General features: G+C 56.7%; 23 protein-coding genes and 4 tRNA genes. 15 read left to right on the top strand and 12 right to left on the bottom strand.

Annotation, left to right across the window (positions count from 1 at the left end):
* Positions 1–29: 29 nt before the first annotated feature.
* The 4 genes from RYZ18_RS03490 to rimK form a co-directional block, all read right to left on the bottom strand.
* Entirely contained in the window at positions 30–839 is an 810-nt protein-coding gene (locus RYZ18_RS03490) for an FkbM family methyltransferase (RefSeq protein WP_317654985.1), read from the bottom strand.
* Positions 840–921: 82 nt separating this feature from the next.
* Positions 922–1,299, bottom strand: a complete 378-nt coding sequence (locus tag RYZ18_RS03485) for a HesB/IscA family protein (RefSeq protein WP_317654984.1) — start codon at positions 1,297–1,299, stop codon at positions 922–924.
* Between the two features lies 1 nt (position 1,300).
* A complete protein-coding gene (locus RYZ18_RS03480; protein WP_317654983.1) occupies positions 1,301–1,678 on the bottom strand; it encodes an SUF system Fe-S cluster assembly protein in 378 nt (125 codons plus the stop codon).
* A gap of 84 nt (positions 1,679–1,762) precedes the next feature.
* Positions 1,763–3,148, bottom strand: coding sequence for a 30S ribosomal protein S6--L-glutamate ligase (gene rimK / locus RYZ18_RS03475; protein ID WP_317654982.1), 1,386 nt, complete (start codon positions 3,146–3,148; stop codon positions 1,763–1,765).
* A gap of 93 nt (positions 3,149–3,241) precedes the next feature.
* Here rimK and tgt point away from each other — a divergent pair, with 93 nt between their 5' ends.
* The 6 genes from tgt (at position 3,242) to RYZ18_RS03445 (ending at position 8,586) form a co-directional block, all read left to right on the top strand.
* Positions 3,242–4,372: a tRNA guanosine(34) transglycosylase Tgt gene (gene tgt / locus RYZ18_RS03470; RefSeq protein WP_317654981.1), complete on the top strand. Its 1,131-nt coding sequence runs from the start codon at positions 3,242–3,244 to the stop codon at positions 4,370–4,372.
* A gap of 257 nt (positions 4,373–4,629) precedes the next feature.
* Complete coding sequence (gene lon, locus RYZ18_RS03465) at positions 4,630–7,038, top strand: endopeptidase La (protein WP_317655806.1); 2,409 nt, start codon at positions 4,630–4,632, stop codon at positions 7,036–7,038.
* Positions 7,039–7,185: 147 nt separating this feature from the next.
* Entirely contained in the window at positions 7,186–7,632 is a 447-nt protein-coding gene (locus tag RYZ18_RS03460) for an HU family DNA-binding protein (protein ID WP_317654980.1), read from the top strand.
* A 48-nt stretch (positions 7,633–7,680) separates the two neighbouring features.
* A tRNA-Val gene (locus tag RYZ18_RS03455) sits at positions 7,681–7,755 on the top strand.
* A 58-nt stretch (positions 7,756–7,813) separates the two neighbouring features.
* The gene (locus RYZ18_RS03450) at positions 7,814–8,419 is read left to right on the top strand and encodes a histidine phosphatase family protein (RefSeq protein WP_317654979.1); all 606 of its coding nucleotides are present in this window, start codon (positions 7,814–7,816) and stop codon (positions 8,417–8,419) included.
* A 91-nt stretch (positions 8,420–8,510) separates the two neighbouring features.
* Positions 8,511–8,586, top strand: a tRNA-Val gene (locus RYZ18_RS03445).
* Between the two features lie 51 nt (positions 8,587–8,637).
* Here the strand turns inward: RYZ18_RS03445 and RYZ18_RS03440 are convergent.
* Positions 8,638–8,979: a hypothetical protein gene (locus RYZ18_RS03440; RefSeq protein WP_317654978.1), complete on the bottom strand. Its 342-nt coding sequence runs from the start codon at positions 8,977–8,979 to the stop codon at positions 8,638–8,640.
* Positions 8,980–9,047: 68 nt separating this feature from the next.
* A complete protein-coding gene (locus RYZ18_RS03435; protein ID WP_317654977.1) occupies positions 9,048–9,524 on the bottom strand; it encodes a hypothetical protein in 477 nt (158 codons plus the stop codon).
* Positions 9,525–9,764: 240 nt separating this feature from the next.
* On the opposite strand from RYZ18_RS03435, the gene RYZ18_RS14195 reads away from it, so the two are divergent.
* The 3 genes from RYZ18_RS14195 (at position 9,765) to RYZ18_RS03425 (ending at position 10,207) form a co-directional block, all read left to right on the top strand.
* Positions 9,765–9,869 (top strand): hypothetical protein, encoded by a 105-nt coding sequence (locus RYZ18_RS14195; protein WP_411567089.1) that lies wholly within the window; start codon positions 9,765–9,767, stop codon positions 9,867–9,869.
* 149 nt (positions 9,870–10,018) lie between these two features.
* A tRNA-Asp gene (locus RYZ18_RS03430) sits at positions 10,019–10,095 on the top strand.
* A gap of 35 nt (positions 10,096–10,130) precedes the next feature.
* Positions 10,131–10,207: transfer RNA gene (locus tag RYZ18_RS03425), tRNA-Asp, on the top strand.
* Between the two features lie 36 nt (positions 10,208–10,243).
* Here the strand turns inward: RYZ18_RS03425 and mnmA are convergent.
* Positions 10,244–11,389: a tRNA 2-thiouridine(34) synthase MnmA gene (gene mnmA, locus RYZ18_RS03420; RefSeq protein WP_317654976.1), complete on the bottom strand. Its 1,146-nt coding sequence runs from the start codon at positions 11,387–11,389 to the stop codon at positions 10,244–10,246.
* A 135-nt stretch (positions 11,390–11,524) separates the two neighbouring features.
* Here mnmA and RYZ18_RS03415 point away from each other — a divergent pair, with 135 nt between their 5' ends.
* The 5 genes from RYZ18_RS03415 to RYZ18_RS03395 all read left to right on the top strand — a co-directional run bounded on the left by RYZ18_RS03415 (position 11,525) and on the right by RYZ18_RS03395 (position 17,251).
* Entirely contained in the window at positions 11,525–11,884 is a 360-nt protein-coding gene (locus RYZ18_RS03415) for a DUF1153 domain-containing protein (protein WP_317654975.1), read from the top strand.
* A 93-nt stretch (positions 11,885–11,977) separates the two neighbouring features.
* Positions 11,978–12,682, top strand: a complete 705-nt coding sequence (gene ctrA / locus RYZ18_RS03410; protein ID WP_317654974.1) for a response regulator transcription factor CtrA — start codon at positions 11,978–11,980, stop codon at positions 12,680–12,682.
* A 63-nt stretch (positions 12,683–12,745) separates the two neighbouring features.
* Positions 12,746–14,935 carry an NAD-dependent DNA ligase LigA gene (gene ligA / locus RYZ18_RS03405; protein WP_317654973.1) on the top strand — a complete coding sequence of 730 codons (2,190 nt, stop codon included), beginning with the start codon at positions 12,746–12,748 and terminating at the stop codon, positions 14,933–14,935.
* A gap of 3 nt (positions 14,936–14,938) precedes the next feature.
* Positions 14,939–17,038, top strand: a complete 2,100-nt coding sequence (gene recG / locus RYZ18_RS03400) for an ATP-dependent DNA helicase RecG (protein WP_317654971.1) — start codon at positions 14,939–14,941, stop codon at positions 17,036–17,038.
* 90 nt (positions 17,039–17,128) lie between these two features.
* Positions 17,129–17,251, top strand: a complete 123-nt coding sequence (locus RYZ18_RS03395; RefSeq protein ID WP_317654970.1) for a hypothetical protein — start codon at positions 17,129–17,131, stop codon at positions 17,249–17,251.
* A 174-nt stretch (positions 17,252–17,425) separates the two neighbouring features.
* Here RYZ18_RS03395 and RYZ18_RS03390 read toward each other — a convergent pair whose 3' ends face one another.
* Complete coding sequence (locus tag RYZ18_RS03390; protein WP_317655805.1) at positions 17,426–17,872, bottom strand: iron-sulfur cluster assembly scaffold protein; 447 nt, start codon at positions 17,870–17,872, stop codon at positions 17,426–17,428.
* An 87-nt stretch (positions 17,873–17,959) separates the two neighbouring features.
* Here RYZ18_RS03390 and hisI point away from each other — a divergent pair, with 87 nt between their 5' ends.
* Complete coding sequence (gene hisI / locus RYZ18_RS03385; protein WP_317654968.1) at positions 17,960–18,331, top strand: phosphoribosyl-AMP cyclohydrolase; 372 nt, start codon at positions 17,960–17,962, stop codon at positions 18,329–18,331.
* Here the strand turns inward: hisI and gluQRS are convergent.
* The 4 genes from gluQRS to gyrA all read right to left on the bottom strand — a co-directional run bounded on the left by gluQRS (position 18,328) and on the right by gyrA (position 24,288).
* Complete coding sequence (gluQRS, locus tag RYZ18_RS03380) at positions 18,328–19,194, bottom strand: tRNA glutamyl-Q(34) synthetase GluQRS (protein WP_317654967.1); 867 nt, start codon at positions 19,192–19,194, stop codon at positions 18,328–18,330. The two genes, hisI and gluQRS, sit on opposite strands and share 4 nt — an antisense overlap.
* Positions 19,178–20,527 (bottom strand): methylenetetrahydrofolate--tRNA-(uracil(54)-C(5))-methyltransferase (FADH(2)-oxidizing) TrmFO, encoded by a 1,350-nt coding sequence (trmFO, locus tag RYZ18_RS03375; protein ID WP_317654966.1) that lies wholly within the window; start codon positions 20,525–20,527, stop codon positions 19,178–19,180. Before trmFO ends, gluQRS begins: the two co-directional genes overlap by 17 nt.
* Before the next feature lie 54 nt (positions 20,528–20,581).
* A complete protein-coding gene (locus tag RYZ18_RS03370) occupies positions 20,582–21,334 on the bottom strand; it encodes a hypothetical protein (RefSeq protein ID WP_317654965.1) in 753 nt (250 codons plus the stop codon).
* A 179-nt stretch (positions 21,335–21,513) separates the two neighbouring features.
* Positions 21,514–24,288, bottom strand: a complete 2,775-nt coding sequence (gene gyrA / locus RYZ18_RS03365) for a DNA gyrase subunit A (RefSeq protein ID WP_317654964.1) — start codon at positions 24,286–24,288, stop codon at positions 21,514–21,516.
* Positions 24,289–24,479: the final 191 nt, after the last annotated feature.

Here is a 24,479-nt window from a genome sequence, read left to right as displayed (position 1 = left end):
CTCAGTGACCCGTTTTATCGCGTCATGTATTATTGGGGCGCGGCTGTGATTTTATTATCCTTGTGGTGAAACAGATAATCTGTGCGGCCAAACCGATAGGCCAGTTCATATCCGATTTCTTTCAAAGCCTCGGTCGCAGGGGCCACTTCGCCAAAGCGGGGGATCAATTCGATCCACATCGGAGGTTTGAACCTGTCCAAGGTTTTATGCGCCCCCGCAATCACCTCAAGGGCCATGCCTTCGACATCAATTTTGATGAAATCAATCGTCTTGAGTTTGGCTTTGGCGCAATAGGCATCCAGTGACTGCACCTCAAATGTTCCGCCGTCAGACAGTTCAAATCGTGTTGCACCGTAATTATTGGGATCAAACCGCGTGATTTGCATTTTCGCGGCCGCGCGTCCAAGGCCCATCAACTCAAAGCGCACACCGCTGAGATTGTTTTCTTGAACATTGCGTTCGAAAATACGCTGGCAATGGGGTTGAGGATCAAAGGCGATGACCTTTGCGGCCTTCATCACTTTTGCAAAAAATAGGCTGTGATTTCCGATATTGCAGCCAATATCCAGAACCGTGCCACCCGTGGGGATCAGTTTGTCACGATACACACCCGTCAGATGCTTCATTTCGAAAAAGCTGCCTGTGGTGGCGATCAGGCCTTGGATCACATCTTGGGCCACATCAGGCAAATACATTCGGATCGTCTCGCCAAAGGCGTTGAATGTGAAAACGCCCTCTGCATCCAACAGCGCCTTGCGCCCCTGCGCCGCAATTTGCGCATTAAGCGAAATCAAGCTGTCGATTTTTTTCGACAGCGCCTCAAATTCTTCTGATTGCACGGATCAACCCCTTGTGCCCGTCCCAAGTTTAGCGGGTTCACTATAGGGGGCAGAAATCGCGCTTGGCAAGCGATGCGGTGCGTCAGCCCTCGCGTTCTGCGTTGAGTTCTGAGACATCCTTGAACTTGATCGATTCACCACAACCACAGGCATCGGCCACATTGGGGTTGTTGAATTTGAACCCTGCCTCAAGAAGCGAGGTTTGATAATCAATCTCTGTGCCAAAGAGGAACATTTGCGCCATGGGCGCAATCATCACGCGCGCGCCTTCGACCTCGACCACCTCGTCATGGGGGTCAATCTCCGCGGCGTAATCCATCGTATATTCCATGCCCGCGCAGCCGCCCTTTTTCACCCCGATGCGCAGCCCCTGATGCCCGTCACGCGTCATCAGTTTCTTGATCTGCCCAATCGCAGCGGGGGTAAGGGTTACTGCCGCTTTTCCTGGAATGCCGAACATCTTACATGAACCCTAGCTCAAGACGGGCTTCATCGCTCATCATATCCATACCCCATGGGGGTTCCCATGTCAGCTTGACATCGACCTGTTTGATCCCTTCGAGCGGCTCGATTGCATCTGCCACCCACCCAGGCATCTCGCCCGCAACCGGACAGCCCGGTGCGGTTAGGGTCATGATTACCTCGACTGCATTCTCAGCATCGATATTGATCGTGTAGACCAAGCCCAGATCATAAATATTCACTGGAATTTCAGGGTCATAAACAGTGCGGCAGGCCTCGACCACCGTGTCGTAAAGCGGGTGGTCCGTGCTAGAGGGCGCAATCAAAGGCGCCCCTTCAAGCGTTTCTTGCGGCATCGGATCGGGAGTGCTGGTCATCTTGGGCCATATCCTTTGCGGGACGAATTCCTGACTAAACATATAAGGAAAGGGTGGGCCAAGGGCAAGGGTCAGTGACGCTCATCACCGCGGCGGGCGGCGTTTGATGGGGGCAGGGCGCACATGTTTTTCGATGGCGCTATAAAGATGGGCGGCGATGTTTTTGCCCGTGACCTCCTCTATGCCCTCAAAGCCCGGAGAAGAGTTGACCTCAAGCACCTTAGGCCCGTCAGCGCCACGCAGCATATCGACCCCCGCAATCCCAAGGCCAAAGGCGCGCGCGGATCGAATGGCGGTTTCGCGTTCCTCGCGGGTGATACGCACGCTGACCGCCGTGCCGCCACGATGCAAGTTCGAGCGGAAATCATCCGCCGCCCCCACACGTTTCATCGCAGCCACCACTTTGCCGTCAATGACAAGGCAGCGAATATCCTCGCCTGCGGCCTCTTTGACAAAATTTTGCACAAGGAAATTCGCAGATAGGCCGCGAAAGGCATCGATCACCGATTGCGCGGCTTTCTTGGTTTCGGCCAAGACTACGCCCTTGCCTTGGCTCGATTCCAATAATTTGACCACCAACGGGGCATTGCCCACCAAGGTGATGAGGTTGTTGGTGTCCTTTGGGCTTGCCGCAAAGGCCGTTTGGGGCATGCCAATGCGGTGGCGCGACAGAATTTGGTGGGCGTGCAGCTTGTCACGGCTTGCGGTGATGGCGGCGCTGCCATTCAGGCAATAGACGCCAAGCGTTTCAAATTGCCGTAAAATCGCCGCACCATAGGCCGTAATCGAAGGGCCGATGCGGGGAATAACCGCATCATATTTTGGCAATTCTTGCCCGTCATAATAAACCGCAGGCGTTATGGCATTTAGCGCCATGTAACAACGGGTTGTGTTGATCACTTCAACGACATGGCCGCGCGCCTCGCCCTCGGCCTGCAATTTTTGTGTGGTGTAGTTTTGTTCGCGGCTCAGAACGGCAATGCGCAGCGCGCGTTTGGGCGCGGTCTCTTTGACCGCAGCGGTGTGATAGACCTCGTAACTGCGTTGCGGCTGACAGAAACTTTCTGAGGGGGTTATGATCCAATCTGCCCCAATCGCCTGCCGCCCCAGAAGCATCCGATAGCTCATATTCGCGCGATCGGTGAGCGTGATTTCAATTTCTTGCCGCAACGGGCCGATTTCGAGCTGGCTGAGGATCACATAGCGCGCCTCTGTATCACCATTGGAACTGGTCACATCGCGGCGGTCATGGATGGTTGCAGAACAGGCAATCGCCAAATCTGGGCGGGCAGGAATTGGATTGATCAAAAACCGCACTTTCGGCTTAGTAGCGGGGCCAAAGAGTTCGATATCAAAGGCGTGCAGCGCCGAGGTGCGCGCGCCTGTGTCCACCTTAGCCTTTAGTGCAGGCAGCCCCAATTGTGGCAAGCCAACCCATTCTTCCCAACCAAGTTTAAAGACTTGATCCATGCGATACCCCATCTGGTGAAATCATTCTCGGGCCTTGGCATTGGCGCAGAATCGCCTATGAACGGAGGCCCAATCTGAGCGAGGCTTTATCCCGTGCCCAAAGAGTTTGCATTTGAATTATTACACCAAGATGGCAAGGCGCGCCGTGGCGTGATTTCGACCCCGCGTGGGCAAATCCGCACGCCCGCCTTCATGCCTGTAGGCACGGCTGCAACGGTCAAGGCAATGATGCCCGAAAGTGTTGCAGCCACAGGTGCGGATATTCTTTTGGGCAACACCTATCACCTCATGCTGCGCCCGACCGCTGAGCGGGTTGCGCGTTTCGGGGGCCTGCACAAATTCATGAATTGGCAGAAGCCCATCCTGACCGATAGCGGCGGGTTTCAAGTGATGAGCCTGTCAGATCTGCGCAAACTGACCGAGGAAGGGGTTGCGTTCCGCTCGCATGTGGATGGGTCAAAACATATGCTGACGCCCGAGCGCAGTATGGAAATTCAGGCGCTGCTGGGGTCGGATATTGTGATGTGTTTCGATGAATGCCCCGCTTTGCCTGCGGATCGAGATCGCATTGCGGCCTCGATGGAATTGTCCATGCGATGGGCAGCGCGCTCGAAAGCGGCGTTTGGCGAGAGGCCGGGTCATGCGCTTTTTGGGATCATGCAAGGTGGGCTAGAGCGCGATTTGCGACAGGCAAGCGCCGAGGCGCTTTGTGATATTGGCTTTGACGGTTATGCGGTCGGTGGTCTCGCCGTTGGCGAGGGGCAGGCGGCCATGTTTGATTGCCTCGATTACGCCCCTGATTTCTTGCCCCAAGATCGCCCCCGTTATCTGATGGGGGTGGGCAAGCCCGATGATATTGTGGGGGCTGTGGCGCGTGGGATTGATATGATGGATTGCGTGCTGCCTTCGCGCTCGGGGCGCACGGGGCAAGCATGGACGCGGCGGGGGCAGGTGAATATCAAAAATGCCCGCCACCAAGATGATCCGCGCCCCTTGGATGAAAATTGCACCTGTCCCGCCTGTCGCAATTACTCGCGCGGCTATCTGCATCATGTGTTCCGCGCGGGCGAGATTATTTCTTCGATGCTGCTGACATGGCATAATTTGCATTACTACCAAGAACTTATGGAAGGGATGCGCGGGGCCATCGAGGCGGGGCAATTCGCCCAGTTTGAGGCGGGCTTCCACGCCGCCCGCGCAGAGGGCGATATCGAGCCGATCTAACCCTGATTTTCGGCTTGTCACTGCCCGCGCCCTAGTGCAGCATTGCATGAAATGCAGCCGCAAGACGCGTCAAGATTGGCAGGGGCGCAATATGGCACGCAGATTGAAGGCGCGGCCCTGATGCGTAAACCATAGATTAACTTCCCCGCTTGAAATGCGTCTCAAGGCTGCCCAAATGTAGCTGCTCCATGAGGAGAGAGCCAAATGATTGCCAAAGATGGGATCGCGCGCTCTCTTGCCACGAAGAAAAGGAAGGCATGATGCCAGAAATTCACGAAACCTATCCAGTTCTGCCGCTGCGCGACATTGTCGTGTTTCCCCATATGATTGTGCCGCTCTTTGTGGGGCGCGAAAAATCGGTGCGTGCGCTGGAAGAGGTGATGCAGGATGATCGCCAGATCCTGCTGTCCAGTCAAATTGACCCCGCCATTGATGACCCTGAACCAGAAGGAATTTATTCGGTGGGTGTCTTGGCCTCGGTTCTGCAATTGCTGAAATTGCCCGATGGCACAGTCAAAGTATTGGTCGAAGGAAAATCCCGCGTCAAAATCAAGAAATTCACCAAAACGGACGAGTTTTTTGAGGCAGAGGCCGCGCCGCTTGAAGAAAAATTGGGTGATGAGGCGGCAACAACGGCCTTGTTGCGGTCGGTCGCAGACGAGTTTGAGCGCTATGCCAAGATCAAGAAAAACATCCCAGAGGATGCGCTGACCTCGGTTTCTGAAACCCAAGCGCCACAAAAACTGGCCGATCTGGTCGCGGGGCATCTCGGTGTTGATGTCGCGCAAAAGCAAGATTTGCTTGAAACGATTGACGTCTCCGAGCGCCTTGAAAAGGTCTATGGCCTGATGCAGGGCGAAATGTCCGTGCTGCAGGTTGAGAAAAAGATCAAAACCCGCGTGAAGTCACAGATGGAGCGCACGCAGCGCGAATATTATCTGAACGAACAGATGAAGGCCATTCAGCGCGAGTTGGGGGATGGCGAAGACGGCGCCAATGAGGTGGCCGAACTAGAAGAAAAAATCGCCGCCACCAAACTGTCAAAAGAGGCGCGCGACAAGGCCGATGCAGAGCTGAAAAAGCTAAAAAATATGTCGCCCATGTCCGCTGAGGCGACTGTGGTGCGCAATTATCTCGATTGGATCGTCTCGCTGCCTTGGGGCGTGAAAAGCCGTGTGAAAAAGAACCTCACCCGCGCCGAAGAGGTTTTGGATGCGGATCATTACGGGCTTGAGAAGGTCAAAGAGCGCATTGTCGAATATCTCGCGGTGCAGGCACGTTCGGCCAAGGTGAAGGGGCCTATCCTTTGTCTTGTGGGCCCTCCGGGTGTTGGGAAAACCTCGCTTGGGAAATCGGTGGCGAAGGCCACGGGGCGCGAGTTTATTCGCATCAGTCTGGGCGGTGTGCGGGACGAGTCCGAAATTAGGGGCCATCGCCGCACCTATATCGGGTCGATGCCTGGCAAGATCATTCAGGCGATGAAAAAGGCGAAAACCACCAATCCGCTGATCCTGCTCGATGAGATCGACAAGATGGGGCAAGATTTCCGTGGGGATCCTGCCAGTGCGATGTTGGAGGTTCTCGACCCTGAACAAAACGCCACATTTGTGGATCACTATTTGGAGGTTGAATATGATCTCTCGAACGTGATGTTCCTGACCACGGCGAACAGCTATAACATGCCTGCGCCGCTGTTGGATCGCATGGAGATCATTTCGCTTTCGGGCTACACCGAAGATGAAAAACTGGAAATTGCGACACGGCATCTGCTGCCAAAGCAGGTGAAAAACCACAATCTCAAGGCGCGGGAATTCGCGGTCGAGCCTGAGGCGCTGACCGATGTGATCCGCTATTATACCCGCGAGGCGGGCGTGCGGAACCTAGAGCGCGAAGTTGCGAAACTTGCCCGCAAGGCCTTGACCGCGATCCTCAAGGGCGGCGAGAAATCGGTGACAGTGACCCGTGAGCGACTTGAAGAGATGCTTGGAGTGCGCCGCTATCGCTTTGGTCTGGCGGAATCGGATGATCAAATCGGTGTTGTCACAGGGCTGGCTTGGACAAGTGTGGGCGGTGATCTGCTGTCGATTGAGGCGCTGCGTCTGCCGGGCAAGGGGCGTATGAAAACCACGGGCAAGCTTGGCGATGTGATGAAGGAATCCATCGATGCGGCCAGTTCCTATGTGCGTTCTATCGCGCCCAAAATCGGCGTGCAGCCCCCGAAACTGGACGGATGGGATATCCATGTCCACGTTCCAGAAGGGGCGACCCCGAAAGATGGCCCCAGTGCAGGGATCGCGATGGTGACGTCTATCGTGTCGGTTCTGACCCAAACGCCCGTGCGCCGTGATATTGCGATGACGGGCGAGGTGACGCTTCGCGGCAATGTCTTGGCCATCGGTGGCCTGAAGGAGAAGTTGTTGGCCGCGTTGCGAGGGGGGATCAAAACAGTGCTGATCCCGCAGGAAAATGAAAAAGACCTGCCCGAAATCCCTGACAATGTGAAAGAGGGATTGGAAATTATCCCCGTGTCCCATGTCAGCGAGGTTCTCGCCAAGGCCTTGACCCGTCAGCCCGAACCGATTGATTGGGATGAGGAGGCAGAGGCCGCCGCCGCCGCACAGCGCGCGCTTGAGGCCGCAAAAGACAGCAGCGCCACAACCCATTAACGTGGCACATTCCGCGAAATTGCCCCCGTTACATCCGTGGCGGGGGTTTTCTTTTTCGGGTGCCGCAAAATCAAAACATATAGTTTTAATATATAATATGTCCTGATACCATGCGGCGTAGATAGGATTGGCCAAATGGGGGCACACATGGCACCAAAATCACCAAAATCCACGACGGATAAGGCGGCAGCGAAACCAAAACCTGCGGTGGCCTCGGTCGCGGCGGTGATCGCGCCCAAATCAAAAGCAACAGCAAAACCGTCTGACAAGCCCGCGCTCAAGGCCGTGACCGCCGCCAAATCTGACAGCAAACCCAAAACGAAGATTGAGGCGCTGAAGCGCCGCGCCCTGCTTGAGGCGGTTGCGATGCGGGTGGGTGTCAAACGCACGGATGCGCGCGAAGTCATGGATGCGGTTCTGGTCGAGATGGCCGAAGCCCTAGATCAAGGGCGCGACCTGATCCTGCCGCCATTTGGCAAGGTCATGTTGCGCAAAGATAAGGATGGTCAGGATGGGCGCCCGATGGTGGCGCGGATAAAACTGATCGAGGCTGATAAACGCGGTGCAAGCGCCGAGGAAACCGACCAAGACTAAACCCTTGCGCAGTGGGGCGCGGCTGACTAGAAGAACTCCGCGCAGAACGGGTGATTAGCTCAGTGGTAGAGCGCTTCGTTCACATCGAAGATGTCGGGGGTTCAAATCCCTCATCACCCACCATCTGGCCTATTGTTGAGGCGGGGCAGGTCTGTGACCCACGGGCGAGGTGATCTTTGTGATGCGGCGAAATTTTCCGATATATTTGCTGCGCCATGGGGAAACCGAATGGAATAACGAGCATCGGTTTCAAGGTTGGCTCGACTCTGCGCTTACCCCCAATGGGGTTGTGCAGGCGCAGACGCAAGGTCGTTTGTTGCAGGAAATGATCAGCCGCCAAGGCTATGACGCAGTGACAGATTTCCGAACCAGTCCGCTTGGGCGCGCGGCACGCAGCGCGCGGTTGATTGCGCGGGCCTATCCCGATTTGCCGACCCTCGTGCAAGACGCGCGTCTGCGCGAGGTGAATATGGGGCAATGGCAGGGGCTTACGCGGGCCGAGGTGCAGGCGAATTGGCCTGTGCGCTTTGACACCGAGGCGCAGGTCTATCGTCATTCTCTCTTGACCCAAGGGGGCGAAACGCGCGCGGCCCTTGAGGCGCGTCTGCAGGATCTGGTGGCTGATTTGAAGGGGCCAAGCCTATTGGTCAGCCATGGCGTTGTGATCCAAACCTTGCGCGGCCTTTTGCGCGGGCTAGACCCTGACCAAACGGCATCTTTGGGCCATGCGCAGGGCGGGGTTTATGTGATTACCGCCAATGGGGGTGAGGTGAAGATTGGGTTTTGAGAAAACTTTGCGCCTTTGGCGCAAAATTCTTTGCAGATCGGGCTTGCATATCCCTGCATCATGCGGCTAATACGCCTTCACGCGATGGCGAGGGTGATTAGCTCAGTTGGTAGAGCGCTTCGTTTACACCGAAGATGTCGGGAGTTCGAGTCTCTCATCACCCACCACGCGCTTCCCTCCCCAATCCTCAGTCTGATTGATGCAAAGGGCGTGCGCGATCATTTTGCACTGTAAAGCAGGGCTGTAATGCGGTCGCGGATATTGCCCGCGTCACCAGTATCCCCAATCCGATGCACATGGATGAAATACAGCTGATTGTTGTAACATTTCATGGTCACAAAAATATTGCCGTTGATTTGATACCACAAATATTCCGCGCCATCGCCGCCCGAAAAATCGACCCAAGAAGCGACTTGGTTCACGGCGCGCTCGGATGCGGTGACGCAGGCATAATTGCTGCTAAAGCTGCGTTCATCCACGGCAAAAGCCACCTCGTCTGCGCGGGCAATAGTGGCAAGGCCGCATAGGGCAAGAGCGGCAAGAATTGTTTTACGGGTCATTGGGCACTCTTCATATTCATCGGTCATATGAATTGGCCGCACAAGCATCACTGTGCGGCCAAATTTGATCAGAAAGTTTCGATTTCCAAACGGGCGTTACAATAGGCCCCATCATAGGTGCCAACCCAAATATCAATCGGCCCGTCTTGCGGGTTGGTTAGGATGATACGGGGGTCAAGATTTCCGTTATCGTCATCATCATAATACCAAGTTGCCGATGCGGTATTGATCAAAAGGGCCGCGTCACATTCGCTGACCACGCGAATATGCAACTCGTAAGCCGCCATACCCGAGACGTTGAATCGGAAATCTGGTCGATCTGGGAAAAATCCCGGGCCGACATCTGTGGCCGGTCGGATATGGCTGCATTTCGAGAGCGAATAATCACCCCCAGCGACAATATTATAATAACGTGGCGTGTAAAAATAGCTTCCGCTGCCGCTATATTGCTCTGCCGCTTGAAAGTTCCAATTTGGACACGCGTCCGCTGATGTGGTGAAGAATGACCCCGCGACAAGCGCCGCTGAAAGCAAGATTTTTCGCATCTGTTTGTCCCTTATTTTCTTTATTTATTGGAATAAAACTAGCTCAAAATATAAATTTGTCTAATGTTTTGCGGATAAAGTGAATATCGACATTGCAGTGGAACGGGCGCGGCATAATCTGGGATGAGCGAAAGGCGGATGAATGACAGGTGATCCAAGTTTAGACGGGTTTCTGGCGACCTATGCGATTGTGATTGTCGCAGCGTTCTTCTTTCCAACCCTCGTGGCCATAAGCGCACCATTGGCGTTTTCATTCTGAACATCGTGGTGGGATGGACGGGATTGGGGTGGATTTTACTGCTGGCCTTCGCGTTATTGAGCGAGGCAAAAGCGCAGCCGAGGTAAGCTCTGAACTTTCCCTGCACGTATGCGGTCAAACGCAAATTTGCTTTTGCGCATTTTTTGCGCCAATCGCGCCAAAGGGGGCCTTGACGGGGCAGGGCGCGCAGCATAGACACCCTGCACGCTACAGGGTTGCCTGTGGCCGATGGTGAGCGGTTGTAGCTCAGTTGGTTAGAGTACCGGCCTGTCACGCCGGGGGTCGCGGGTTCGAGCCCCGTCAACCGCGCCACCACCATCGCGCCCCAAAAGCCCCTGTTCGTCTGCGCGGTTGTAGCTCAGTTGGTTAGAGTACCGGCCTGTCACGCCGGGGGTCGCGGGTTCGAGCCCCGTCAACCGCGCCACTTCTTCCCTAGATTGACGAAAAATGCGCGGGCATTTTACCCTTTGTGGATCCATCCACCGCCAAAGATTCGGCTGCTGTTCTCATCATAAAAGACACAGGCCTGACCGGGGCTGACACCTTCTTCGGCGGTCAGCAATTCCACCATCGCGGTTGTCGGGGATGTCGGATGGATCAGGGCCGCGCGTGGTGGGCGAGTTGAGCGGATTTTGACCGCAACCTCGCGGGTCTTTTCGCTGTCAAAGGGCGTATCACCCAACCAGTTGATTTCGCGCACAGGGATATGGCGGGTCGCCAAGGCCTCCTTGGGGCCGACCACGACATGACGCGCCTCTGGATCAAGTTTGACCACATATAACGGGTCAGCCAGCCCCCCAATGCCAAGGCCGCGGCGTTGGCCGATTGTGTAATGGATCACGCCATTATGTTGGCCCAATACACGGCCTTCCATATCCACGATATCGCCCGGATCCGCCGCGCCGGGGCGCAATTTTTCAATTACACTGGCATAGTCGCCATTTGGCACAAAGCAGATATCTTGGCTGTCTGGCTTATCAGCCACGGGCAGTCCGTATTTATGGGCCAGTTTGCGGGTTTCTTCCTTAGACGCCAGATGACCAAGGGGAAAGCGCAGGAAATCCAATTGCGCTTGCGTGGTCGAAAACAAGAAATAGGACTGATCGCGCGTTGCATCTGCGGCGCAATGAAGCTCTGCTTTCTCAGCCCCCATTTTGCGTTGAATATAGTGCCCCGTGGCCATGCAATCGGCCTCGAGTTCTTGTGCGGTGGCAAGCAGATCTTTGAATTTCACGCGCTCGTTGCAGCGGATGCAGGGCACAGGCGTGGCCCCTGCGAGATAGGCATCGGCGAATTCGTCAATCACCGCATCCTTAAAGATATTCTCGTAATCAAGGACATAATGCGGAAAGCCCATATTTTCGGCCACACGGCGCGCATCGTGAATATCGCGCCCTGCACAGCAGGCGCCTTTTTTTGCCAAGGCCGCACCGTGATCATAAAGTTGCAGGGTGACGCCCACCACATCATAGCCTTCTTCGGCCAATTGGGCCGCCACAACCGAGCTATCCACCCCCCCAGACATAGCCACAACAACCCGCGTCTCCTGCGGGGGTTTGGCAAAGCCAAGCGAGTTGAGCGGCGCATTGGGGCGGTCAAGGGGCATGTCGATCTCCAGATGATAGGGCGGAATATAGGAAAATCTTATCTATTCACAAGGGGCTGAAGGCTTGGACGCTTACCTTGCCTTAAGGCTTGGGGGGTTAGCCCTAGGCCTGCGTTCGTGAATAAGGATAAAGTTATGTATATCCGCAAACCCAAAGGCCCTGTCAGCGTCACGTTGCCTAATGGTCAGCAGATGACCCGCGCTGATTTGCCCCCCGCAGACACCACAAGGTGGGTCGCAAGCCGAAAGGCATGCGTGTTGCGGGCGATTGCGACAGGCCTTATTTCACGGGACGAGGCACTGAGCCGTTGGGATCTGTCGGCGGAGGAATTGGACACTTGGCTTGCCAAGGCCAGCCGCTATGGTGAGGCGGCACTCAAGGCCACAGCAGTGCAAAACTATCCACGCGAGCAGGGCATAAAATCACCCGCCGCTGGCTCTGCCGCGCGCCCGCCATCAGGCGAGCAAAGATTGAGTTGGCCGCAGTCAAAATAAATAATATATGTAATTTATACATATTTTGCATTAAAGCTAAATTAACCTTTTGACGCGATTATCCTCTTTAAGCGAGTATTAGGAGGTTAGAAGATGCGGCTTCTCTTGGTTGAAGATGATCCAACCACCGCGAAAAGCATCGAAATGATGCTGCGGCACGCCAATCTGAATGTCTACTGCACCGATTTGGGTGAGGAAGGCATCGATCTGGCCAAGTTATATGATTACGATCTGATCCTTTTGGATCTGAATCTGCCTGATATGACCGGCCTCGAGGTGCTGCGCCAATTGCGTATGGCGCGGGTTGATACGCCGATCCTGATCCTGACAGGCGCAGATGACACCGATAGCAAACTCAAAGGATTCGGGTTTGGCGCTGATGATTACCTCACCAAACCCTTCCATCGCGAGGAACTGGTGGCGCGCATCCATGCCATTATCCGCCGCTCAAAGGGGCATGCACAATCGGTGATCAAAACCGGTGAGATTTGCGTCAACCTTGATGCCAAAACGGTCGAGGTGGCGGGGCGCGCGGTGCATTTGACGGGCAAAGAATACCAAATGCTTGAGCTGCTATCGCTGCGCAAAGGCACGACATTAACGAAAGAGATGTTCCTCAATCATCTTTACGGCGGCATGGATGAGCCAGAATTGAAGATCATTGACGTTTTCATCTGTAAATTGCGCAAAAAACTGTCCGAGGCTTCGGGCGGTCAGAACCATATTGAAACGGTTTGGGGGCGTGGTTACGTGCTGCGTGATCCGCATCCAAAGGCCGCTTTGGCTGCCACGGCTTGATCTGCGCTAGACCTCTGCCGCTGCTGCCCATATCTATAGGGCAGCAGTCAGGCGAGGCGGTCTATGTCAGAAGAAGATCAAAACACGGGCGCGGGGGTATCCCTCTTAGGGCGCGATCAGGCGGCACAGCGTTTGGCCGAATTGGCCGATATTTTGGCGCGCGCCAATAAGGATTATTTCCAAGAAGACGCGCCCACCCTCAGCGATGCGGAATATGACCGCCTGAAACGCGAAAACGCGGATCTTGAGGCGCGGTTTCCCGATCTGATCCGCGGCGATAGTCCAAGCGCGCAAATCGGCGCCAGCCCTGCCGAGGGCTTTGGCAAAATCACCCATGCCGAACGCATGATGTCCTTGGCCAATGCCTTTGACGAGGCCGATGTCGCGGAATTTATCGCGGGCATTCAGCGCTATTTGGGCCTGTCTGATACCACGCCCTTGGTCTTTACCGCCGAGCCAAAAATCGATGGGCTGTCCCTGTCTTTGCGCTATGAAAACGGCGTTTTGGTGCATGCCGCCACGCGCGGCGATGGGGAGACGGGCGAAAACGTCACCGCCAACGCCCGCACGATTGCCGATATTCCGCAGGCCATCCATCACAGCGATTGTCCCGATATTCTCGAAGTGCGCGGTGAAGTTTACATGAGCCACGCAGATTTCGCCGCGCTCAACGCGCGCGCCGAGCAGGCAGGGGGCAAAACCTTTGCCAATCCACGCAATGCGGCCGCAGGATCGCTGCGCCAATTGGATGCCGAGATCACCCGCGCCCGCCCGCTGCGGTTTTTCGCCTATGCGCTTGGGGTTGTCTCCGCTCCGCTTGCAGACACGCAATTTGGACTGATTGCGAAATTGCGTGATTTTGGATTTCTGACCAATCCCTTAACCATTCGCTGCGAGAGCCTTGAGGCGATTATCGCCCATTATCAGGCAATTGCCCATGATCGCGCGGGTCTTGGCTATGATATTGATGGGGTGGTCTACAAGCTCGATGATCTGGCCTTGCAGCGCCGCTTGGGGTTGCGTGCCACCACCCCGCGTTGGGCCATTGCGCATAAATTCCCCGCTGAACTGGCCTGGACGCGGATCGAGGCGATCGACATCCAAGTGGGGCGCACAGGCGCGTTGTCGCCCGTAGCGCGGCTTGCCCCCGTGACTGTGGGCGGTGTGGTTGTCTCGAATGCAACGCTGCATAACGAGGATTACATCGCAGGCCGCAACAACACAGGCGAGGCGATCCGCGCGGGGCGCGATATTCGCGTGGGTGATTTGGTTCAGGTCTATCGCGCGGGTGATGTGATCCCCAAAATTGCAGATGTGGATGTCACGCAGCGCCCTGCTGATGCGCAGCCCTATATCTTTCCCACCACATGCCCCGAATGCGGATCAGAGGCGCATCGTGAGGAGGGCGATTCCGTGCGCCGCTGCACGGGCGGGCTGATCTGCCCAGCCCAAGCGGTTGAGCGCCTCAAGCATTTCGTCTCGCGCGCGGCCTTTGACATCGAGGGTTTAGGGGCAAAGCAGGTCGAACAATTCAACAAAGACGGATGGATCACCGAGCCTGCCGATATTTTCACCCTTGAGGCACGCTATGGCAGCGGTATCCAGCAGCTAAAAAACCGCGAGGGGTGGGGGGATAAATCTGCGCAAAATCTTTTCGCTGCGATTGCAGAGAAACGTCAAATCCCCCTCGGCCGTCTGATCTTTGCCTTGGGCATCCGCCATGTGGGCGAGGTGGCGGCCAAGGATTTGGCCGAACATTTCCGCAGTTGGGCCGCCTTTGACGCGGCCATTCATGCCGCCCGCCTTGAGCCTGCCGCAACGGCGCCTGACGCCAAATCGCGCAAAAAATTGCTTGAGGACAGTCCCGCATGGGCCGAAATCACTGGTATTGATGGCATCGGGGATACGGTTGCCACGGCGCTCTGCGAGGCATGGGCGCAGCCGCGTGAATATGCGTCAATCGAACGGCTTGTGGCCCATCTTGAGATCCAATCGCCCGCTATTCGTGATGTGTCGGGCAGCCCCGTGATGGGCAAGACAGTGGTGTTCACGGGCAGTCTCGAAAAGATGACCCGCGCAGAGGCCAAATCGCGTGCCGAAAGTTTGGGGGCCAAGGTCGCAGGTTCGGTTTCTGCCAAAACCGACCTTTTGGTTGCAGGGCCTGGGGCAGGATCAAAGGCCAAAAAGGCCGCAGAATTGGGCATTGAAACCATTGATGAAGATGCGTGGTTGGCCCTCATTGGGGATCTTTAACCCATGGCCGCGCAGGGCCGACCAGAGGTTTTGTTCGGGCTCTTCTCGCGCCTTGAGGGCCTATCTGGTATTGGCCCCAAAGCTGCGCAGGCATTGGGGCATCTTCATATCGAAACCCCGAAAGATCTGATTTACACCTTGCCCGTGGGTGTGGTGGATCGCCGCCCCGTAACGCGCCTTGCTGAAATCACCCCACCGCGCATTGCCACGCTAGAGGTTGAGGTGATCCGTCACCGCCCGCCCCCGTCCCGCGGGCGTGGGCCCTATCGGGTTACGGTCACCGACAGTCAAACCGCCTTTGATCTGGTATTTTTTCACGCGCGTGCGCCCTATCTCGAAAAGCTTTTGCCCATAGGCGCGCGGCGTCTGATCTCGGGCAAGGTTGAGCTTTTCGATGGGATTGCGCAAATCGTGCATCCTGATCACATCCTGCCCGTTGAGGAGGCGGAAACCCTCCCCAAATTCGAGGCGATTTATCCGCTTGGGCAAGGGTTGACGCAAAAGATCATGGCGCGCGCGATTGCCGATGCCTTGCAAGCCGTGCCTGACCTGCCCGAATGGATTGATCCCGCCCTAAAGGCGCGCGAGGGGTGGCCCGATTGGGCCACTGCGATGCGGGCACAGCACCATATGCAATCGGCCAGTGAGGCCGCCCCCAATGCCAAGCCGCGGCTGCGTCTGGCCTATGACGAATTGTTTGCTCATCAATTGACCCTTGCCCTTGCGCGGGCGCGGGCCAAGCGGCGCAAAGGGCGGATCAGCCAAGGCGATGGTGCGCTGCGGGCCAAGGTTCTGCAAAGCTTGCCCTACAGCCCCACGGGCGCACAGACCCGCGCCATTGCGGAAATCGTGGCCGATATGGCCGCGCCCGAACGGATGAGCCGCCTGTTGCAGGGCGATGTTGGGGCGGGCAAAACCCTTGTTGCTTTGATGGCGCTTTTGGCGGCGGTCGAGGCGGGTGGGCAGGGGGTGATGATGGCGCCCACCTCGATCCTTGCGCAACAGCACGCCGCCAATCTGCGCCCCTTGGCCGAAGCGGCAGGTGTCGTGCTTGAGGTTCTCACAGGGGCGGATAAGGGGCGCGAGCGGGCCGCAAAACTGGCCGCCCTTGCGCGCGGCGATATCGCGATCTTGGTCGGCACCCATGCCGTGTTTCAAGAGGATGTTGAATTTGCCGATCTGCGTTTGGCGATTGTGGACGAGCAGCACCGCTTTGGCGTGCGCGAACGCCTGCGATTGGGGGAAAAGGGCGCTTTGGCGGATATGTTGGTGATGACGGCCACGCCCATTCCCCGCACGCTGAGCCTTGCGCAATATGGCGATATGGATCTGTCGATCTTGGATGAAAAACCCGCCAATCGTCAAAAGATCACCACGGCTTTGGTGTCCGAGGCGCGGATGGATGAGGTGGTGGCACATCTGCAAAAGGCGGTGGCAGAGGGCCAGCAAGCCTATTGGATTTGCCCATTGGTTGAGGAATCCGAAGTTTACGAGGCCACCGCCGCTGAAGAACGCTTTAAATCCTTGCGCGCACGACTGGGCGAGGGGGTGGTGGGCCTTGTCCATGGGCAGATGAGCGGCCCTGAAAAAGATGCGGCCATGACCGAATTCAATGAAAACCGCACCAAGGTTCTGGTGGCCACCACGGTGGTTGAGGTGGGGGTGGATGTGCCAAATGCCAGCATTATGGTGATTGAACAGGCCGATCTTTTCGGCATGGCGCAGCTGCATCAATTGCGGGGGCGGGTGGGGCGCGGCAGCCGTGCATCGACTTGCGTGCTGCTTTATCGCAATGGCCTGACAGAAACGGCCAAGCGCCGCTTGCATGTCCTGCGCGACACGGATGATGGCTTTGTCATCGCAGAAGAAGATTTGGCCATTCGTGGCGCAGGCGATGTGATTGGCACGGCGCAATCTGGTCTGCCGCGGTTTCGCGTGGCCGATCTGGAACAACATGGCGGCTTGATGGCGATGGCGCAAAGCGATGCGCGCGCGCTTTTGGCGCTTGATCCATCGCTTGAGGGGCCGCGCGGTCAGGCCGCACGCACCCTGTTATGGTTGCTTGAGCAAGATAAGGCTATTCGCCTGATTTCGGCGGGCTGACCCGCTTTGTTCACAAATGTTCTCAAAAAGTTCTTGACGACTCGCGTCAGGGTATGAGAACAATCCGGCAACATTAACGGGAGATGGCCCATGTTGTCAGATGTAAAAACGATTATCACGCGTTCATCCACCACGCTTTTGGCCGATCTTTGCGGGGCGATGTCCCTTGTTGTTTTGGCGATGGGGCTGCTGCATCTGCCGCAATTTTTCTAAGTTTTCTGCCTGCGGTTCAGGTTTCAGGGGTATGCGCCCCCTTGGCATCATGATCCTTGCCTCGGATCTGTCCCCAATGCCGATAGGCCGCGCGATCCCCCAATCGCACGGTTGAAACGATACACCGCATCACTGTGACCGCCCCTTTGCATTGCCCTGCAGGGGCGGTTTTTTTTAGGGGTCTTCGGCGCGCTCCATCGCCTCAAGGGTCGCTTCGAGTGACAGCATGATAGAGGCGTGGCGATTGCGATAATCGCGGGCGGGGGTCAGCACCTCATAACCCTCAAATGGGGCCTCTGGCCCGTTCCCCTCACCTTTGAGCATGGCGGCAAGCGCGTCTCGGGCGGCGGCAATTTCGGCACGGTTGCGGCCCAGAATATGGGCACCCATCAATGCGGCGGAGGCCTGACCGAGTGCGCAGGCCTTTACATCTTGGGCAAAGCGGCTGATCCGCCCCTCGGCGATATCCAAATCCACTGTAACGGTTGATCCGCAAAGCGGGGCCCGCCGCTTGACACTGGCCTGTGGCGCCTCAAGCCGCCCGTGATGCGGAATATCCGCCGCCAATGCCAGAATTCGCTGCGAATATAGCTGCACCAAATCGGATTTTGTGTCGCTCATCTCAGCCATGCGCGTCTCGGCCCCTTCCATGATCTCCCCCCAAGAGCTAGTGTGAATATGACCATTTGGAAAGGGTGAGATGTGGAAATGACGGGTGCTGTGGAATTTGACCCAGATAGCCTGCGCTATAATGAGGCGGGTCTGATCCCTGCGATTGCGCAATGCGCCGAGACGGGCGATGTGCTGATGATGGCATGGATGAACCGCGCCTCTCTCGTAAAAACCCTAGAAACAGGCAAAGTCACCTATTGGAGCCGCTCGCGCGCGGCTTTTTGGGTTAAGGGTGAAAGCTCGGGCCATGTGCAGGATTTGGTTGATCTGCGAGTGGATTGTGACCGCGATTGTCTTTTGCTCGTGGTTCGGCAAACGGGGCCTGCCTGCCACACCAATCGCCGCAGCTGCTTTTACACCGCGATCCGCGAGGGGGGCGAGGTCGAATTGATGCAACCCGAGGGCTAAAGCCCGACCATTGCACGAATATCCGCAGGGGTTTTTCCTGTATCCCGATAAAGGGCAATAGCGCGCGCATCATCGCGCTTGGCCAGACGTTTGCCCTGCTCATCACGGATCAAGGCGTGATGATGATATTGCGGCACGGGGTAGGCCAACAGATTTTGCAAAATCACATGGATTGCGGTTGCCTCAAATAAATCTTCGCCGCGAATGACATGGGTCACGCCTTGTGCCGCGTCATCAACCACCACGCTGAGATGGTAAGAGCTGCCCATGTCTGGCCGCGCCAATACAGGGTCGCCAATATGGGCCAGCGCGGCATCGCGCGTGATCTCATGCCGCCCCTGATGGCATGGCCCTGTTTCTGTGAAACGCATTTGCGCAAGGCGCTCAAAGGCGCGCGCCAGATCAAGGCGTAAGGCGGCCCCTTCGGCCTCGGCGGCACTGGTCACAGTCTGGCCGCGACAAGTGCCAGGATAGATGCGCCCATCTGGCCCGAATGTGGGGGCCCCTTCCTGCGGGGCGGCACTGGCCGCCTCGATATCCCGCCTGCGGCAGGTGCAGCGATAAATCAGGCCCTGTTGCGCCAATTGATCCAAAGCGGCGCGATAGCGGGCCATCTGCTCGGATTGCCGCATCACGGGCAGGGGCCAAGACAGCCCCAACCATGTCAGATCATCATAAATTTGCGCCTCCCATTGCGGGCGGGCGCGGGATTGGTCGATATCCTCAATCCTGAGCAAAAATTGCCCCTGCGTCATTCGCGCCATGTCATGGGCCAGACACGCACTATAGGCATGGCCCAAATGCAAAGGCCCTGTGGGGGACGGGGCAAATCGGGTGACACAGCCCTTAGGCAGGGAAGGCATCAAGCCATGCGCGCCAATCGGTCTTGGCGCGGTCCGTATAGGCCTTATAGCGGTCTTTGCGTCCACGCCGCCCCGATTTCGGGCCTTCGACCGGGGGAAAAAGACCGAAATTCACATTCATCGGCTGAAAGGTTTTCGCCTCCGCCCCGCCTGTGATGTGATGGATCAAGGCCCCCATCGCGGTGGTATTGGGCAAATCGGGCGGGGTGAGGCCGCGCAATTCTGCCACCGCGTAGCGCCCCGCTAGCAGACCCATTGCCGCCGATTCAACATAGCCCTCAACCCCCGTGATTTGGCCCGCAAAGCGGATATGCGGCATGGATTTCAACCGCATTTGCGCATCGAGAAGCGTGGGGGAATTGATGAAGGTGTTGCGATGAATGCCGCCAAGACGGGCAAATCGTGCCTCCTCCAAACCGGGGATCATGCGCAACACCTCGGTCTGTGCGCCGTATTTCATTTTGGTTTGAAAGCCCACGATATTGTAAAGCGTGCCCAGTTTATTGTCGCGGCGCAGCTGCACCACAGCCCAAGGTTTCACATCGGGCTGATGCGGGTTGGTTAAGCCCACAGGTTTCATAGGCCCGTGGCGCAGGGTTTCGCGGCCCCGTTCTGCCATGACCTCAATCGGCAGGCATCCATCGAAATAGCCCGCCGTTTCGCCTTCGTGAAACTCGGTTTTTTCGGCAGCCAGCAGGGCATCGATAAAGGCCTCATACTGGTCGCGCGTCATGGGGCAGTTGAGATAAGCGCGCTGCTCTTCCTCGGTTTCGCCCTTGTCGTAGCGCGACTGCATCCACGCCCGCGACATGTCGATACTCTCGGCATAAACGATGGGGGCGATGGCATCGAAAAAGGCAAGGCTGTCTTGACCTGCCTCTTTGGCAATGGCCTGTGCCAGCGCGCCTGATGTCAACGGGCCTGTTGCTATGATCCAATGGCCTGTTTCGGGCAGGGTGCTGATTTCGCCTTCCTCAATCGTAATATTGGGATGCGCGTGCAGCCGCGCTGTGACGGCTTGGGCGAAAGCATCACGATCCACCGCCAATGCGCCCCCTGCAGGCAGGCGGTGGTGATAGGCCATTTCCATAATGAGGCCACCTGCCGCGCGCATTTCCCAATGCAAAAGGCCGACCGCGTTTTGTTCGTGATCATCCGAGCGGAAGGAATTGGAACATACCATTTCCGCCAAATGCCCAGTTTGATGGGCAAATGTGCCAATCTTTGGGCGCATCTCATGGATGACGACCTGTTGACCAAGCTCTGCGGCCTGCCAAGCGGCCTCAGAGCCCGCCATGCCGCCGCCAATGATATGAAGCGCGTTATCTGACATGGGCGCTTCTTAGATCAAAAGCGGGGCAGGGTGAAACGGGTTTTTTGGGGGGCGTTACAGGCCGCGCGCCACCACAGGCAGGAATGGGTCTGCAAAGGGCAGGGGCGTGTAAACAGGGCGGTTCCCCAAGGCGATCTCGACCCCAAGACGGAACTGGCCTCTATCGCGCAAGGCGGGGTTGGAGAATTCTTCAAAACCATAGCTTGCCGTCACCGCAACTGCACCGCTGTGATCCAGCCATTGCACACCAATTTCGCCAGTGACCTGCGTTGTGGACAGGCGCAATTCGTCAAATTCTGCAAGTCCGATTTGCGCAAAGGCCTGCCATGCGGGGCCCAGATCAAGACGGATCTCACCACCTGCAAAAAGCACATCTGCATCCCCAAGGGGGCGTGTCGCCATGGCGCTGTCGCGCAGGCCAAGCCCGCCATAAGCCCCCAACGTAAGCCCTGCAATTTCACGGCGCCCTTGAATGCCAAGCCCACCCCAGCGGCTGCTTTCATTGTTGAGATCGGCCAAATAGGCAAAAAGACCATAGCGCCGATCAGCGGCAGGGCTGAGGTGTAGGCCTGCCCGAACGGCGCCAATGGTGCCGATTTCGGTATCGGCCAGATCAAAATTCACCTCAAACCCGTGATGCGCGGTAATCGCGTAATCAAGATTGAGATGCGCCCCATTTTGGTCAGCACCAGTGCTGTTAAGCCCAAGCGTTGCGGCACGCAGGCCCAAATTATCGGCGTGCGCCATATCCGCAGCCAAAGAGGCCAGACCGAGGCAAAGGCAAAATTGCGAGATTGGTGCAGCCATCAGAACGCGCTTTCAACAAAGGTTCTTTTGCAAATGGCGCATGGTGAAGAAAAAATATATATGAATTATATCATATGGTTAATGGCCGCAATTTATCTTAAATCGTAAGGCCCGCACGCGCCTTGGCGGTGCGGCCCTTGATGTGGGTCGTAAATTTTTGGTTTGAGCGGGCCTGAGCTTCAGCTCTCTGCGCTGGCCTCGGCCGCATCCGCATCCGCCGTGGCGGTGTCCTCGTCATCACCTTCAACGATGCGCGCGACTGACACAACGGTTTCGCCTGCCTTGGTGTTAAACACCTTCACCCCACCTGCCGAGCGTGAACGGAATGAGATGCCCTCAACAGGCACGCGAATAGATTGACCCGTTGATGAGGCGAGCATGATCTGATCGGTCATCTCGACAGGGAAGGCTGCCACCAGTGGCCCGCCGCGCATCGCCTTGTCGATGGCCATAACCCCCATGCCGCCACGGCCCCTGACAGGGTAATCATGGCTTGAAGATAACTTTCCAGACCCGCTTTCTGTAATGGTCAGGATCAAATCCTCTGAGGCGCGCATTTCGGCAAAGCGTTCAGGGCTAAGGGTGCCTTCGGCCACCACGCCCTCATCCTCGTCCGTTTCGACCTCATCTTCGGGCGCACCTGCCAAGGCGCGGCGCTGTTTGAGATAGGCGGCGCGCTCAGCAGGGTCAGCGGTGAAATGGCGGATCACGGCCATGGAAACCACAGATTCCCCATCACCCAAACGGATGCCGCGCACGCCTGTGCTGTCGCGGCCCTTAAAGACGCGGACATCGGTGCAAGAGAAGCGGATCGCGCGCCCCCCTTCGGTGACCAACATCACATCGTCTTCCTCGGTGCAGATGCGCGCATTCACAAGGCTGACTGTCCCATCTTCGGGCAATTTCATTGCAATCTTGCCGTTTGATTTCACATTGGTGAAATCCGACAATTGGTTGCGGCGCACATCGCCTGCGGATGTGGCAAAGATAATTTGCAGATCGCCCCAATCTTCCTCGGGGCGATCAACCGGCATGATCGCCGCAATCGTAACCCCCACAGGAATGGGCAGGATATTCACAATGGCCTTGCCTTTTGATGTGCGGCTGCCAAGCGGCAAGCGCCATGTCTTGAGCTTGTAGACCATCCCATCGGTGGTGAAGAACAAAAGCTGGGTGTGGGTATTGGCCACAAAGAGCGATGTTACGACATCGTCTTCCTTGAGGCTGCCGCCCGATAGCCCTTTGCCGCCGCGTTTTTGTGCGCGGAATTCAGCCAAGGCCGTGCGCTTGATATAGCCACCTGCGGTGACGGTCACGACCATGTCTTCGCGTTCGATCAGGTCTTCGTCATCCATGTCGCCAGACCAATCGACAATCTCGGTGCGGCGCGGCACGGCGAAGGCCGTTTTCACCTCGGCCAATTCTTCCGAGATGATCGCCATGATCCGATCACGGCTGGCGAGGATGGCAAGATATTCTTTGATCTTACCTGCGAGTTCCTCCAACTCATCCGTCACTTCCTTGACGCCAATCTGGGTCAGGCGTTGCAGGCGCAGTTCCAAAATCGCGCGCGCCTGCGCCTCGGAGAGGTTATAGGTGCCGTCATCGTTCATGGTATGGGTCGGGTCGTCAATCAGACGGATATAGGCGGCAATATCCGCTGCTGGCCAGCGCCGTGTCATCAAGGCTTCGCGCGCCGCTGCCGCATCTGCGGAGGCGCGGATCGTGGCCACAACCTCATCGACATTGGAGACGGCAACCGCCAAACCACACAGAATGTGACTGCGTTCGCGTGCTTTGTTCAACTCAAACGCGGTGCGGCGTGCCACGACCTCCTCGCGGAAAGCGATAAAGGCGGTCAAAAAGCCCCGCAAATCCAACTGCTCGGGCCGCCCGCCATTCAGCGCCAACATATTGCAGCCAAAGGAGGTCTGCATCTGGCTAAAGCGGAACAATTGGTTCAGCACTACATCAGGGGTGGCATCGCGTTTCAACTCGATCACAACGCGCACGCCGTTGCGATCAGATTCGTCCGCCACGCCTGAGATGCCTTCGACCTTTTTCTCGCGCACCAATTCTGCAATGCGTTCGATCATCGAGGCCTTGTTCACCTGATAGGGGATCTCATCAATAATGATGGCAAAGCGGTCTTTACGAATTTCCTCAACATGGGTGCGCGCGCGAATGACCACGCTGCCGCGCCCCTCGGTATAGGCCCGCCTTGCGCCAGAGCGGCCCAAGATGATCCCGCCTGTGGGGAAATCGGGGGCAGGGATAAACTCGATCAACTGTTCCGAACTGAGGTCGGGATCTTGGATCAAGGCCTGACAGGCATCAATCACCTCGCCCAAATTATGGGGTGGGATATTGGTGGCCATGCCAACCGCAATGCCGCCCGCACCATTGACCAACATATTGGGAAAGCGCGCAGGCAGAACGGTGGGTTCTTTTTGCTTGCCATCATAATTGTCTTGGAAATTGACCGTGTCCTTGTCGATATCGGCCAAAAGATAGGCGGCGGGTTTGTCCATGCGCACTTCGGTATAGCGCATGGCGGCGGGGTTATCGCCATCCATAGAGCCGAAATTGCCCTGACCATCGAGCAGGGGCAGGGACATCGAAAAAGGCTGCGCCATCCGCACAAGCGCGTCATAGATCGCACTGTCGCCATGCGGGTGATATTGACCCATCACATCGCCCACGGGTCGTGCAGATTTCCGATAGGCCTTTTCATGCGTGTTGCCCGTTTCGTGCATCGCAAACAAAATGCGGCGATGCACGGGTTTGAGGCCATCGCGCAAATCGGGGATCGCGCGGCTGATGATCACCGACATCGCATAATCGATGAAGGATGTTTTCATCTCATCGGCGATATCAATCGAAGGGCCAGAATGCGGGTGCCGCGCGGGGAGCGTGGCGGGGTCATTCTCGGGGGTTTCGGGCGTATCTGTCACTGTGCGGGCCTGCTGTCTTTTCGATCTTGTTCTGCGATGACATGCTGCACCTCTTGGCACAGCTATATTTTGTTATTTGACACTATAGACCCCCGCGATATAGGGCGCAATGCTCCTGTCTGGTGAATTGGCCTTTGTCGGTCTACCGCTTGTTATCAGCCACCGCAGGATGCTGCTAATGCATTGTTTTT

Source organism: Roseovarius sp. 10, assembly GCF_033100315.1.
Classification (GTDB): domain Bacteria; phylum Pseudomonadota; class Alphaproteobacteria; order Rhodobacterales; family Rhodobacteraceae; genus M30B80.
The sequence above is the reverse complement of the archived record's forward strand: the minus strand, read 5'-3'. Positions and strand labels throughout refer to the sequence as shown.